General features: G+C 67.0%; 13 protein-coding genes. 5 read left to right on the top strand and 8 right to left on the bottom strand.

Translation table 11 applies throughout. The features are described from left to right. Entirely contained in the window at window positions 1-312 is a 312-nt protein-coding gene (clpS, locus tag IY716_RS00450) for an ATP-dependent Clp protease adapter ClpS (protein WP_192590243.1), read from the bottom strand. Between the two features lie 23 nt (window positions 313-335). Here clpS and IY716_RS00445 point away from each other — a divergent pair, with 23 nt between their 5' ends. Continuing rightward, on the top strand, window positions 336-1,658 hold the full coding sequence (locus IY716_RS00445) for a nicotinate phosphoribosyltransferase (RefSeq protein ID WP_218219715.1): 1,323 nt from the start codon (window positions 336-338) through the stop codon (window positions 1,656-1,658). On the opposite strand, the gene IY716_RS00440 is transcribed toward IY716_RS00445, so the two are convergent. Further along, the gene (locus tag IY716_RS00440) at window positions 1,651-2,271 is read right to left on the bottom strand and encodes a helix-turn-helix domain-containing protein (RefSeq protein WP_369699535.1); all 621 of its coding nucleotides are present in this window, start codon (window positions 2,269-2,271) and stop codon (window positions 1,651-1,653) included. The genes IY716_RS00445 and IY716_RS00440 overlap by 8 nt on opposite strands. Before the next feature lie 68 nt (window positions 2,272-2,339). Between IY716_RS00440 and IY716_RS13605 the strand changes: the two genes are divergently transcribed. The 3 genes from IY716_RS13605 to IY716_RS00430 all read left to right on the top strand — a co-directional run bounded on the left by IY716_RS13605 (window position 2,340) and on the right by IY716_RS00430 (window position 4,026). Beyond that, on the top strand, window positions 2,340-2,666 hold the full coding sequence (locus IY716_RS13605; RefSeq protein WP_255316375.1) for an FAD-binding protein: 327 nt from the start codon (window positions 2,340-2,342) through the stop codon (window positions 2,664-2,666). Window positions 2,667-2,681: 15 nt separating this feature from the next. After that, the gene (locus tag IY716_RS13600) at window positions 2,682-3,305 is read left to right on the top strand and encodes an NAD(P)/FAD-dependent oxidoreductase (protein ID WP_369699661.1); all 624 of its coding nucleotides are present in this window, start codon (window positions 2,682-2,684) and stop codon (window positions 3,303-3,305) included. A 76-nt stretch (window positions 3,306-3,381) separates the two neighbouring features. Then, window positions 3,382-4,026, top strand: coding sequence for an isochorismatase family protein (locus IY716_RS00430; protein ID WP_218221510.1), 645 nt, complete (start codon window positions 3,382-3,384; stop codon window positions 4,024-4,026). 37 nt (window positions 4,027-4,063) lie between these two features. Here the strand turns inward: IY716_RS00430 and IY716_RS00425 are convergent, their stop codons facing one another. The 6 genes from IY716_RS00425 to IY716_RS00400 all read right to left on the bottom strand — a co-directional run bounded on the left by IY716_RS00425 (window position 4,064) and on the right by IY716_RS00400 (window position 11,917). Next, entirely contained in the window at window positions 4,064-5,851 is a 1,788-nt protein-coding gene (locus IY716_RS00425) for a DEAD/DEAH box helicase (protein WP_218219714.1), read from the bottom strand. Between the two features lie 21 nt (window positions 5,852-5,872). After that, a complete protein-coding gene (locus IY716_RS00420) occupies window positions 5,873-6,292 on the bottom strand; it encodes a DUF3039 domain-containing protein (RefSeq protein WP_218219713.1) in 420 nt (139 codons plus the stop codon). 59 nt (window positions 6,293-6,351) lie between these two features. Then, a complete protein-coding gene (locus tag IY716_RS00415) occupies window positions 6,352-7,932 on the bottom strand; it encodes a transporter (protein WP_218219712.1) in 1,581 nt (526 codons plus the stop codon). Beyond that, on the bottom strand, window positions 7,917-8,687 hold the full coding sequence (locus tag IY716_RS00410) for an ABC transporter ATP-binding protein (RefSeq protein ID WP_218219711.1): 771 nt from the start codon (window positions 8,685-8,687) through the stop codon (window positions 7,917-7,919). The genes IY716_RS00415 and IY716_RS00410 overlap by 16 nt, the downstream gene beginning before the upstream one ends. 93 nt (window positions 8,688-8,780) lie before the next feature. Beyond that, complete coding sequence (locus IY716_RS13910) at window positions 8,781-9,749, bottom strand: tetratricopeptide repeat protein (protein ID WP_218219710.1); 969 nt, start codon at window positions 9,747-9,749, stop codon at window positions 8,781-8,783. Between the two features lie 59 nt (window positions 9,750-9,808). Further along, on the bottom strand, window positions 9,809-11,917 hold the full coding sequence (locus tag IY716_RS00400; RefSeq protein ID WP_218219709.1) for a hypothetical protein: 2,109 nt from the start codon (window positions 11,915-11,917) through the stop codon (window positions 9,809-9,811). Between the two features lie 146 nt (window positions 11,918-12,063). On the opposite strand from IY716_RS00400, the gene IY716_RS00395 reads away from it, so the two are divergent. Beyond that, on the top strand, window positions 12,064-13,263 hold the full coding sequence (locus IY716_RS00395; RefSeq protein ID WP_369699534.1) for an AI-2E family transporter: 1,200 nt from the start codon (window positions 12,064-12,066) through the stop codon (window positions 13,261-13,263). Window positions 13,264-13,272: the final 9 nt, after the last annotated feature.

Below are 13,272 nucleotides of genomic sequence, written 5' to 3'. Positions count from 1 at the left end.
CTACTCGGCCTCTTCCAGGGTCGCCTGGAGGCCGAACTGATGCATCGCCGTGACGTCCTGCTCGGCCTTCTCCCGCGGACCATGGGAGACCACGGCGCGGCCCTGGTGATGAACCTGGAGCATGAGCTCCTTGGCGCGTGCCTTGGAGTGGCCGAAGTAGCTGCGGAAGACCCAGCTGACGTAGGTCATCAGGTTCACGGGGTCATTCCAGACCACCACCTGGTACGGCCGTTGGGCGGAGAGAAGCCGGGAGAACTCGGAATCGAGGTCAGTCTCCTCGCGGCTGAGCGTGGATCCTTGCGCTGAACTCATGCTCCGTATTCTACGCTGGGGAGGTGACCCGTGAACCCGCCGCCACCCAGTCCACCGCCCTGCTCACCGATCAGTACGAACTGACCATGGTGCAGGCAGCCCTCGCCTCGGGCGCCGCCGAGCGTCGATGCGTCTTTGAGGTCTTCACGCGGCATCTCCCGGCCGGTCGACGCTATGGCGTGGTGGCCGGCACCGGTCGGATGCTCGAAGGCCTGGAACAGTTCCAGTTCGGCACCGCGGAGATCGACTGGCTGGCGGAGCAGGGGATCGTCGACGGGCGCACCTTGGACTACCTCGCCGACTACCGGTTCAGCGGTGACATCCACGGCTATGCCGAGGGCGAGGTGTTCATGCCCGACTCCCCGGTGCTGCGCGTCGAGGCCAGCTTCGCCGAGGCGTGTCTGCTCGAGACCTTCGTGCTCTCGGTGCTCAATCACGATTCCGCGATCGCCTCGGCGGCCTCGCGCATGAGCCTCGCCGCCGGCGACCGACCGTGTGTGGAGATGGGATCTCGGCGCACCCACGAGCTCAGCGCCGTGGCCTCAGCCCGAGCTGCCGCCGTCGCCGGTTTCACGGCCACCTCCAACCTGGAGGCCGGCCGACGCTGGGGGCTGCCCACGATCGGAACAGCTGCTCACTCGTTCACGCTGCTCCACGACTCCGAGGAAGAGGCCTTCGCGGCGCAGGTGGAGGCCTTCGGCCCAGGGACCACGCTGCTGGTGGACACCTACGATGTTTTTGAGGCGGTGCGCCGAGCGGCGCGTATCGCGGGTCCCGAGCTCGGTGCGGTGCGGCTTGACTCCGGGGACCTGGTGGAGCAGGCCGGGGAGGTCAGGGCGCTGCTGGACTCTCTGGGCAACACCGACACCAAGATCATCGTCTCTTCGGACTTGGACGAGCATGCCATCGCGCGGCTGCAGGCAGCTCCGGTGGACTCCTATGGCGTGGGCACGAAACTGGTCACCGGCGGCGGCTTCCCCACTGCCGCGATGGTGTACAAGCTGGTCCAGCGCACCGACGACGACGGCGCCCCCGTCTCCGTGGCGAAGAACGCTCCGGGCAAGGCAAGCCTCGGCGGCGTCAAGCACCCGCTGCGCAGCTTTGACGAGGCCGGACGCGCCGAGGCCGAACTGATCGGGGTCGGCGCGTCCCCTGAGACCCACGGGGCCTCCACCCGAGAGCTCATGGTGCCGCTGGTGCTCGGCGGTGAGATCCAGCAGGAGCACCTGGGGGCGGGGTGTGTGCGCAGGGCCGCACAGCGGCATGCGGACTCCCTGGCCGAACTTCCTGCTGCGGCTAAACGCCTGCAGGACGGCGACCCGGTGCTTCCCACGATCTTCAGCTGAGCTCCCCTCGGGACTGTGCGGGGTCCTCTTCTGCGCGGGCCGCCGTGTGGACTGCCGCGTGGTCCTCCGCGTGCGTGTTCACCGCGGCGTCGTTCAGGATGCAGATCACTTCGGCGTCCTCCGGCCCGACGGCGCTGAGACCATGCGGTCGCAGGGTGTCGAACTCAGCGGCCTCACCGGCCCGCAGCAGGATCTCCTCCTCACCGAGCTGCAGCCGCAGTCTGCCGGAGAGCACGTAGAGCCACTCGTATCCGTCGTGGCTGCCCAGCTCGGTGATCGGCGGGCGCGGCACATACCTGATCTTGTAGGTGTGCACCGGAGAGGTCTCCGGTGACAGCGGCTGCACCAGCATCCCATTGCGCTCCCAGGCGTCGCGCTGCACTCGCGGATCCGGGCTCGAGGCCACCAGCAGCTCATCCACGGTGATGCCCAGACAGCGGGTGATCGGCAGCAGCAGCTCCAGGCTCGCCTGCCGTTTCCCGGATTCCAGCCGGGACAGCGTGCTCGGCGAGATTCCGGCGCCGCGGGCCAGTCGGTCAAGGGTCCATCCACGGGCGGTGCGCGCTGATCGCAGCCGGAGGCCCAGCTGGGCAAGTTCTTCCATGCGGCTCATCATCGCAACTTCTTGCTATTTCGGCAAAGCGTCTTTCAGGGGTGCGGTGCGCGGAGCATGCTGGAGTCATGAACAGCACAGCAGAAGCAGAAGTGTATGACGCCATCATCATCGGTTCCGGTGCGGCGGGTCTCAGCGCCGCACAGTCGCTGGGGCGCGCCCTGCGCCGGACCTTGATCCTCGACACCGGCACACCGAGAAATCGATTCGCCGCAGAGATGCACAATGTGCTCGGTCACGACGGCACGTCTCCGGCGGAGCTGATTCGCCTCGGGCTCGAAGAAGCCGCCCACTACGGCGTCGAACGCGTGCAGGCCGGGGTGCATCGGGTCAGTGAGTCGACTCGCAGCTCCGGTCCGCGCGAGCTGGTGGTGACCCTGGACACGGGGACATAGCTCTTCGCCCGCAGCATCATCGCCGCCTCGGGCCTGACCGACGAGCTCCCCGCCGTCCCAGGGCTGGCCGAACGCTGGGGGCGCAGCGTCCTGCACTGCCCGTATTGCCACGGCTGGGAGGTCCGCGGACAGCGCCTGGCGGTCCTCGCCACGACTCCGATGCAGCTGCATCAGGCGCAGCTGATCCGCCAGTGGAGCGATCGACTCACGTTCTTCTGCGCCGACGCGGGAGAGCTCTCCGCCGAATCGATCCAGCGTCTGGAGTCCCGGGGCGTCGTCGTCGATCCCACTCCGGTGGTGGAGGTGACCGGAGAGCCTGGCGCTGTCAACGCCGTGGTGCTCGAAGACGGTCGCTCGGTCGCGGTGGATGCGATCTTCACCGCCGGCGCGCACATTCCCCGCGACCACTACCTGCGAGGTCTGGATCTCGACCGCGAAGAGACCCCCGTGGGCAGCTTCCTGAAGGTGGATGCGATGGGCACGACCTCCCATGACCGCATCTGGGCGGCGGGAAATGTCGCGAACCCGATGGCCACCGTTCCGATGTCCATGGCGATGGGGAGCTTCGCGGGTGCAGCGGCGAACTCGGCCCTGGTCACGGAGGAGTTCGATCTCGCTGAGGCGGGGCAGAACAAGTAACGTGGTGCCTGTGCGGCGTGGGAAAAACCTCGCCGCACAGGACAGTTCACGAATCGCCCCAGCAGGAGGACACACAGTGGCCCACGCACTGATCATCGTCGACGTGCAGCAGGACTTCTGCGAGGGCGGCGCCCTGGCAGTCGAGGGCGGAGCCCGCGTGGCCAGTGAGATCAGCGAATTCCTCGAGAACAGCTACGCCGAGTACGACGCGATCCTCACCACCCAGGACTGGCACATCGAGCCCGGCCGGCACTTCTCCGAGACCCCCGACTTCTCCACGAGCTGGCCCGTGCACTGCGTCGCAGGAACCCCCGGTGCCGAACTGCACCCCAACCTGGACACCGAGCATGTGGACGCCCATTTCCTCAAGGGCCTGTACTCGGATGGGTACTCCGGGTTCGAGGGGCTGCAGGGCGATCCGGAGAAGGTCGGCAGCCTGGAGGGCGAGAACGGCACGAAGGTGGCACCTGCGGCAGCCGTCTCCGAATCCTCACTGGATCTGCATGCCTGGCTCGACACCCAGGACATCGATGCCGTGACCATCGTGGGCATCGCCACCGACCACTGCGTACGCGCGACAGTCCTGGACGCCGTGGAGAACGACTACCGGGTGCGCGTCATCCGTGAACTCACAGTGGGGGTCAGCGAGGACTCCGTGGAGGAGACCTACCGCGAGTTCAGCGCCGCCGACGTCGAGGTCCTCAGCCTCGAAGACCTCTAACTCCGAGGACCTGCGACCCAGACCCGGTCGGGCCGGGTCATTTCCGACCCACGAACCACATCTGGATCTTCTTCAGCCGCTGCTCGAGCTGAGTCTGCGTGGCCTGACCCACCGCCGGGCCGCCGCAGACATCGCGGAGCTTCGTGTGGATGCTGCCCTGGTGCATCCCGGTCTTCGCCGCATAGGCCGATACCGACTTGTTCAGCGTCGCGCGCAGCGACTTGAGCTGACGGTGATCGACCACCGGTTCGGCGGCTGCGCTGTCCTGCGGCTTGCGGCGGAGCTGATCGGCCTGGTGCTGGCGCAGCAGCGTGGAGACCTGCTCCGGCTCCAGCAGCCCGGGGATGCCGAGGAAGTCCATCTCCTCCTCAGATCCCATGGCGCCGCCGAGGCCGAACTCGTTGCCGTCGAAGAGGACCTTGTCGAAGGCGGCGTTGGAGTGCAGCGCGGCGAACTCTCCGCGGTCCATCGCCTCGGAGCCGCGCTCCTCTCGGTTCGCCTCCTCGAGCAGGTCATCATCGAGGTTCTCCTCGGCATCCTCTGCCGCGGTGCGAGGCACCTCCAGGGCGTGATCGCGCTCCTGCTCCATCTCATTGGCCAGGTCCGTGAGCACCGGAACCGAGGGCAGGAAGACCGAGGCCACCTCCGCCTTCTTGCGCAGTCGCACGAAGCGCCCCACGGCCTGTGCGAAGAACAGCGGGGTGGAGGTGGAGGTCGCATAGACGCCCACGCAGAGCCGCGGGACGTCGACCCCCTCCGAGACCATGCGGACCGCGACCATCCACAGTTTGGAGCTGTCTGAAGAGAACTCCTCGATCCGGTTCGAGGCGTCCTTGTCATCGGAGAGCACCACCGTGGTCTTCTGGCCGGTGAGCTCGTCGAGCTGAGCGGCGTAGGCGCGCGCGGCCTCATGGTCGGTGGCGATGACCAGGCCGCCGGCGTCGTCGATCTTGTCGCGGACCTTGAGCAGTCGCTGATGCGCGGCCTTGAGCACCGAAGGGATCCACTCCCCCTCAGGATTCAGCGCCGTGCGCCAGGCGTGGTTCGTGATGTCCTTGGTGGCTGCGGCGCCGAGCTGGGCCTCCATCTCCTCGCCGCTGGAGGTGCGCCAGCGCATATTCCCCGAATACGCCATGAAGACCACCGGGCGGACCACCCGGTCCTTGAGCGCGGGGCCATAGCTGTAGGCGTAGTCCGCCTTGGACCGGCGCACCCCGCTGGCGTCCTCCACATACTCCACGAACGGGATCGGAGAGGTGTCGGAGCGGAACGGGGTTCCCGTGAGAGCGAGCCGGCGCACCGCCGGGTCGAAGGCCTCACGCACCCCATCGCCCCAGGACAGCGCGTCACCGGCGTGGTGGATCTCATCAAAGATGACCAGCGTGCGGCCGGCCTCGGTCTTGTTCCGGTGCAGCGCCGGCTTGTTCGCCACCTGCGCGTAGGTGACGACGACGCCCATGTACTGGCGTCCGTGCCGACCGTCGGAGTTCTTGAAGTTGGGGTCCAGGGCAAGGCCCACTCGCCCTGCGGCGTCTGCCCACTGGCGCTTGAGGTGTTCGGTGGGGGCGACCACGTAGATTCGGTTGACCTCACCGGACTCCACGAGCAGCTTTGCCACGCGCAGGGCGAAGGTGGTCTTGCCGGCTCCCGGGGTCGCGACCGCGAGGAAGTCCTTGTGCCGCTTCTGGATATAGCGATCCAGGGCCTCCTGCTGCCATTGCCGCAGGGTCCCGGCGGTGCCGTGCGCGGCGCGGTGCGGATAGACCGGAGGAAGGGATCTGCCGACGTCGGTGCCGACGTCGAACAGCGTCTCAGACTGCTCCACAGTGTCGTAGATCAGCGGGGATCAGCTGCGGCCGAAGCCGAAGAAGCCACGCTTGCCACCGGAGTCGCCGCCGGACTTCCCGTCACCGTCGCCGTCGCCGCCTCCCTGCATCTCCTCGTAGATCTCTTTGCACTCGGGGCAGACTGGGAACTTCTGCGGGTCGCGCGAGGGGGTCCAGACCTTGCCGCAGAGCGCCACCACGGCGCCGCCCTCCAGGGCCGACTCCATGATGCGGTTCTTGTTCACGTAGTGGGCGAAGCGCTCGTGGTCACCGGGCTCCGAGAGCTGCTCCTGGTGCTCGCGCTCGATCGTGGCGGCACCGCCGGGGGCCGGAGCGGCGTCGGGATCCGCGGTATGCATGCGGACGGGCCGGTCCAGGCGTGAACTCCGCAGGCTGGGGTGGACGTCAGCGGGGAGGAATCCATTCTCATTGACCATCATGGGGTCCATTCTACCGAGCCTCGGCCTCCAGATCATCCACCAGGCCATCAGCCGTCGGTCTAATACTGGATGACCTGCTGGAAGAGCTCCGGCTCGGAGCGCTCATAGACACGGGCTCCCAGACGCACCCCGGCCCAGCACAGCGCCAGTCCCTTGAGCACAGACCCCAGGGCGAGCACCCAGACCAACCAGGAGACGTCACCGAGCAGCCAGACGGCCAGCAGCGCAAGCTCCGGCAGCATCAGCAGCAGGGAGGCGATCATGGTCCCAAACTGGACCGCCATCAGCCGGCCGGTCGACCCTGAGGGCTGACTCAACGGGCCGTCGCCGGGCTTGGGCACCGGATAGGTGAAGCGCGCTGAGACCAGGCAGGAGAGCCCCGCGGCACTGAAGAGCATGCCGAGGCTGACCCCGAGCAGGGCCACGGTGACACTGGGCTCCGTGAACATCAGCGCCGGCACCAGAGCCGCAACCGCGGTGGACGGAAGGGCGAAGGTCATCAGGCCCACCAGCCGCCCCAGCCGATCGGCGACTCCGCTCACGCCGGTGGTCACATGCATCGCGAAGGCGGAATTGTCATAGGAGATGTCCGCCGAGATCGCGAAGCCCAGAGTGAGCCCGAAGAAGGGTCCGAGCGCGAGCAGCACCCAGGACTGGTCGAGCTGGAGGTACATCACCACCGCCAGCACTGCGAGTGCCGGGAGGACCACGAGCGTGCCGCCGTACCGGGTGTCCTTGAGCCAATAGGTGGTGGCACGCGCCGCCACTGCCCCCCACGGGGTGGCGGGGAAGCGCTCGAACAGGCCGACACCGGTGGCGTTCTTCGGAGCCGAGGAGCCGCGCGCGGAGGGCTGCTCGGTGATCTTCACCAGTCCCGCCCTGATGACGAGCACGGCCACTCCGAGCGTGGCCGCCATGATGAGCAGGCGCAGACCCAGCGCCGCCCAATTCCCGGCGGCGGCATCCGCGGGAAGGGCGGCTCCTGCGCCCAGCGGGGTGAGCGCGAGGAAGTCAACCACGGCTGGCAGTGCCTCCTCGAATGAGGCGAAGGCAGTCTCGAGCCCGATGATGATCGGGTAGGCCAGCACCATCACGGTCAGTGCGAGGATCGCGAGGGCATCACGTGCGCGACGTCCGCTGAGCCAGGCGCTGATCGCGGTGGTCACTGCCTGCGAGACCAGGCTGAAGCTGATCAGCAGCAGCGGAAGGGTCAGGGCCGCGGTGAGCGCCGCGGCGGGGTCCCAGCGCCAATGCACGACCTGTCCGATCAGCCAGATGAACGTCAGCGCGGCGCCGATGGAGATTAGCCCGGTCAACGCCATCCCGAGGACCAGTGACCTGCGGGGGATCCCGAAGGTCACGAACTGACGCGGATTCATCGTCGTGTCGGCGCCCGAGATGAACACCGGGACGATCAGCCACACCAGGAACACCGCAGCACCCATGATCACGCTGGCGGTGCGGACCGTCTCGGGGTCCACTTCCGCGGGGCTGCCCGCGCTGACCTGCACCACGAAGATCGTCACGACGATGCCGAGACCATAGAGCCCGGCGAAGACCGTGCCGAGGATGTGCCAGGCGGACTGGTTGAAGCTGTTGAGCGTGAGATCCTTCTTGAGTCGGATCAGAGCCGCAACCACGAGAGCTCCTGATCTCCGCCTTCGAGACCGACCAGTTCGACGAACCGTGTCTCGAGGTCGACGTCGCCCTGGACCTGCTGCAGCGTCCCCGAGGCCAGCAGCCGTCCCTCCGAGATGATCCCCACATGGGAGCACATGCGCTGCACGAGGTCCATCACGTGGCTCGAGAGGATGACCGTGCCGCCGGAGGCGACATAGGACTCCAGCAGGCCACGGATGGTGCGGGCGGAGACCGGGTCCACCGCCTCAAAGGGCTCATCGAGCACCAGCAGCTCTGGGGCATGCACCATGGCCGAGGCCAGCGCGATCTTCTTGGTCATGCCTGCCGAGTAGTCCTGAACCAGCTTCCCGGCCGCCTCTTCCAGGCCGAGCACGCGCAGCAGATCGGTGGTGCGTTCCTGCACCGTCTCCCGGTCCATGCCGCGGAGCAGACCTGCATAGGTCACGAGCTGGGCCCCGGTCAGCTTGTTGAAGAGCAGGACTCCGTCAGCAAGGACCCCCATGCTGCGCTTGGCCTCACTGGGCCGGGCCCAGACGTCGATTCCGACCACCTCGGCGATGCCGGCATCAGGGCGCAGCAGGCCGGTGGCCATGGAGAGCGTGGTGGTCTTGCCCGCTCCGTTGGGTCCGACGAACCCGTAGAACGATCCGCGCGGGACATCCAGGTGCAGGTCCTCCACGGCGGGTGTCTGTCCGAATCGTTTGGACAGTCCGCTCAACCGCAGGGCGGGCGTAGTCAGGCTCGGGGAATCCATGCAGCTGAGCCTACACAGCCCAGGTCAGACCGGGCCTCAGCCTTGAGAGGTACTTTTCTACGCACGCCAGGCGATATCCGCCTGGGGACCGGTTTAGAAGAGTGCCCGGGCGAGCTGCTTGCGTGAGGTCGACACGCGGGGATCGCTGTCGCCGACGATGGAATACAGCTCCACCAGGTGAGCACGCGCAGCTTCTCGGTCATCACCGAAGTGGGTCTGGATGAACCGGACGAGCCGGGACAGACCGTCCTCGACATGGCCGCCGAGGATATCGACGTCGGCCACTGCGATCTGCGCCTGGACGTCATCTGGCTGATCGGCTCCGAGCTGACGAGTCTGTGCGATGTCGACCCCTGCGGTGCGCTGCAGCAGCTTCACCTGCGCAAGACCGATCTTCGCGTCCTCGTCGTCGGGCTTCTCCTTGATCGCACGCTCGTAGGCCGCGGCGGCTTTCGTGTAGTCCCCCGCCTCCAAGGCATCCTGCGCCTCCTGATGCAGCGGGGGCAGCTCTGGCTCCGCAGGCGCCTCGGACCCCTCCGCACCCTGGGCAGCTCGCGTGGACTGCGGTGGGAGCTTCTGTGTCATGCCGTTCTGGGTGGCCATCTGGACCATCTGGGTCACCAGCTGACCCAGCTGCTCGCTGGGCACCGATGAGTCGAACTCCCCCACGGAACGGCCGCCGATGAAGGCTGTCGCCACTGGGACCTGGTCAGCGCTCTGGGCCAGTTCAGGATGGGCGGAAGCGTCGATCTCGGCAAGCAGTATGCGGCCCTGCTGGGCGTCGACGAGATCCTCGAGGGTGGTCTTCATCGTCGCAGAGGCGGCGTCGGCCCCAATGATCAGCACGATCACCGGCGCCTGTGAGGAGAGCTCCACCACCTGCTGAAGCTGCTGCGGCTGCACCGCCACAGCCCAGCTGTCAGCCGAAGACCCCGCCGGTGTTGCCCCGGCGCCCTGCGGCGCAGCCTGCGCCGAGGACGCGGAGGAGGCGACGGCGGAGAGATCCACCGCTCCCCTGGTGTCGACTCGTCGAGTCTGTGGCTGATGAGCGGAATCTGTCACTGCAGCTCTCCTTGCGCGTGGATCGTGGCGGATCTGGGACGAATCTCCTGGAGCGGAGATCAGTCGAGGATATTGACCTCGTTCACAATATCGTGGACTCCCAGGACCACGACCTTCTCATCATTCTCGGCCGGGATATGCAGGATCATCGACTCGCGGTTGATGATGTCTGCATCGGCGGTGGTGGACTCGGTCTCGGCCAGCTCGGCGCTCACGCCGGAGAAGTTGATGGAAGCACCCTCCTCGGGGCGAAGCTGAGTGGTCGAGTCGAAGCTTCCCACGGCCAGCACAGAGCCATCCGGAAGACGCATCGCCGTTGAGCCCTCACCGATGAGTGGGCGGGTGTAGGAGATCTCGAGGTCCTCGGCGCTCTCGCGCAGCTCGTCCTGATACGCCTGGAGATCCTCGATGTAGGCGTTCTCCTCCACGTGCATGCCGAAGTAGTACTCGCTGTTGTTCAGGAAGACGGCCGTACGCTCCATAGCGTGGTTGGCGGCGAACAGGGCCTCCTCCTCCGTGGGATCCACAGCTTCCACGCCGCCGTCCTCGGCGGAGATGGCGGGGAACTCGGTGCCCGGGACCATGAGCACCGATTGGATGAGCTTGTAGTTCTCCCGCGGGGAGGCCTGCTCGATGACCAGCACCTGAGGGATCTCGGCCTCGGCATCCTGGGTGATGACCACAGCCTGGCGCGGGAAGTCGCTGCCGGAGGTGACGGCGGCGCTGAGGATCTCGGTGCCGATGGCATCCGGCATGACATCCTCGTCGATTTCGTGGTTGCGGTAGGTCAGCTCACGGACCGTCTCGGCGTTGCCGGAGACCCGCGGAGCCAGCAGCTCGGCGTCGAAGGCCTCGTCTGCGGCGGCGGTGTGCTCGGCGATGTCGTCGATGATGCCCTGCAGCTGTGATTCCAGCAGCACGGAATAGCCGTCGTCGTCGGTCTCCACCTCCTCCGCTTCGACATCTTCGGTCTGCTCGCTCTCGCCGGGCGTGGGTTCAGCCTCGGAGACCAGCACGGCGGGGCTCAGCGCAAGGGACAGTGCCGCGGCGGTGGCGACCGATCGGCTGCGCCACGTGCGCCCCTCGGTGCCGTCAGGGCCATCCTCGAGGTTCTCGGTGTCCGGCTTGTCCGAGTCGAGGGTCTCGGCATCGGCCGGATCCGAGTCGATGGGCTCGATGATGCCGGTCGCGTCGGGATCCTCGGACGATCCCCGCCGGCCCTCGGCGGGGACCTGGGGGTGGGCCTCGGTCCGGTCCGTGCGGTCCGCGTCCCCGCGGTGCGGCTGGTGCGTCATCTCGTCCTCCGTGGATGTGGCCGCTGTTCCGGTGTCGTCATGCGCAGTGTCGTCATGCGCAGTGTCGTCATGCGCAGTGTCATCATCCGCAGTGTCGTTGGTGCTCACCGTGGCGGTGCCGAGGGCGACCCCGGCAATGCCCTGAGCAGTTCCGCTGGAGGCGGTGCCTGCGGTGCCAACGGTGGTTGCAGAACCGAGCCCGCTGCCGCCGGCCGCGCGCTCCCTGTCCTGACGGCGGTTGAGCTTCTCACCGCGCGTCGCCTCGGCGGACTTGCGTGAGCGCAGGAACAGGAAGAGCGCCAGCAGAACCAGCAGTGCGCCGAGCACGATCAGCACGGTGCCGAGAAGATAGTCGGGCTCTTCCTCCAACTCGACGCTGACACTGGTGGGAGCCGGCTGCTCGCCATCACGGAACATCAGCAGGCTCCAGTCCCCGCTGTCGTCCGGCGCGCTCCAGGCATAGCGCAGGTCACCCTCGGTGGTCTCGCTTGCCACCCACAGGTCCGAATCCGCGGGATCCGGCACGGTGGCCTCACCCTCGACGAACTGCGTCTCGATGGTGTCCTCAGCATCATCTTGGCCCTCCTGGACGCCACCGATGGTGACGTGGGCGGCATCGCCGACCCAGGCTTCGATGTCCTGGGTGCGTGCGAGAGCAAGGGTGTACTCCCCCTCAGCAGAGATCGTGAACTCTTCGCGCTGAGCTTCTTCGTCGATCAGATCATCGCTGATCACCGTGAGCGGCGCCTCGTCCACCTCCCGTGTCTGCGCAGTGGGGACCACGTCGGAGGCCCAGACGGTCAGCAGGCCCACTCCGATCCCTGCCAGCAGCAGGCCCAGAATGAAAGTGATGATGGAAGCGGGAAAGCGCACGGGTGAGAAGTCCTTGATTGGAAGAGACGAGGGTCCAGCAGTCTAGGATACCGAAGATAACGATAAGATCACAGTCTGGGTATCCGCTGGATGGTCAGATGCGCGTCAATGCTGACCCCTGCCTGGCGGATGGATAGGCTGAACGCGTGACAGACTCCGAGCGGAATTCCCAGCCCACGGCCCGGCTTCGGGGCCTGGCCCGCCGCTACCGGCTGCGCCGCCCTAAGCGTGCCCCGCGGCGTCCGGTCGCGGAGCTGGATCAGTATGGATTGCCGCCGGTCGCCGTGGGAACGATGGAGAAGGCCGCCACCTATGCCTCCCGGCCGGTCTACACCGGGTTCATGCTCGCCGTGGGCGTCGGCCTGGCACTGCTGGTCTTCTACGTCGCGCAGGCCAACACGCAGCTGCTGGTCTGGATCGCCGCGGCGCTGTTCATCGCCATCGGCCTGGATCCGGTGGTGCGCAGCCTGGAGCGTGCGGGCTTTCCCCGCCCAGCCGGGGTCGCGGTCACCATCACCGTCTTTCTCGGTGTGGTCTCCACGGTCCTCGCCGCCCTGGCACCCATGGTCACCGAACAGACCACCACCTTCCTCGGATCGCTTCCTCGACTCGTCGAGGGCATCTCGCGGTCCGACTGGTTCGCACGCGTCGATGAGGACTTTCAGATCCAGCAGATCATCGACACCGAGGTCAACCGGTTCATCTCGAACCCCGGCAACGTCACCAACGCGCTGGGCGGGCTCTTCGGCGTGGGAACCGCCATCCTCACCACGGCACTCGGCACGCTGGTGGTCTTCGTGCTGGCGATCTACTTCCTGTCCTCGCTTCCGGTGATGACCGCCTGGGGCTATCGGCTGGCGCCGCGCTCCTCACGTGAACGGGTCCAGCATTTGGGCGATCGAATCCTTGACGGGGTCGGGCACTATGTCATGGGCCAGGCATTCGTCGCTGTGCTCAACGGGATGGTCGCCTTCATCGCGATCAGCATCGCCGGTGTCCCGTTCGGGGTGCTCTTCGCCGTCGTGGCGGGGGTTCTGGCCTTCATTCCGCTGGTGGGCCCGGTCACCGGCGGCACGCTGGTGACGCTCGTGGCGCTGACCGTGGACTGGCAGACCGCGGCGACCTTCGCGGCGATCTACTTCGTCTACCTGCAGGTCGAGGCCTATCTGGTCTCTCCGCGCATCATGGCGCACGCCGTCCGGATCCCGGCCGCCGTCGTCGTGATCTCGGTGCTCGCCGGCGGCACCCTGCTCGGCGTCCTCGGCGCACTCATGGCGATTCCCACCGCGGCCGCGATGATGCTGCTGACCCGCGAGGTGCTGATCCGCCGCCAAGACGCGCGATAGCGGTCAAGC

Origin of the sequence: Nesterenkonia sp. Act20, from assembly GCF_019173455.1 — a bacterium.
In the GTDB taxonomy this organism is placed as follows: Bacteria; Actinomycetota; Actinomycetes; order Actinomycetales; family Micrococcaceae; genus Nesterenkonia.
The sequence above is the reverse complement of the archived record's forward strand: the minus strand, read 5'-3'. Positions and strand labels throughout refer to the sequence as shown.

Bases quoted from the DNA above. Each gene is read 5' to 3' on its own strand.
- IY716_RS13605 (WP_255316375.1), top strand. From the start codon at position 2,340: ATGAACAGCACAGCAGAAGCAGAAGTGTATGACGCCATCATCATCGGT.
- clpS (WP_192590243.1), bottom strand. From the start codon at position 312: ATGAGTTCAGCGCAAGGATCCACGCTCAGCCGCGAGGAGACTGACCTC.
- IY716_RS00420 (WP_218219713.1), bottom strand. From the start codon at position 6,292: ATGATGGTCAATGAGAATGGATTCCTCCCCGCTGACGTCCACCCCAGC.
- IY716_RS00440 (WP_369699535.1), bottom strand. From the start codon at position 2,271: ATGAGCCGCATGGAAGAACTTGCCCAGCTGGGCCTCCGGCTGCGATCA.
- IY716_RS00410 (WP_218219711.1), bottom strand. From the start codon at position 8,687: ATGGATTCCCCGAGCCTGACTACGCCCGCCCTGCGGTTGAGCGGACTG.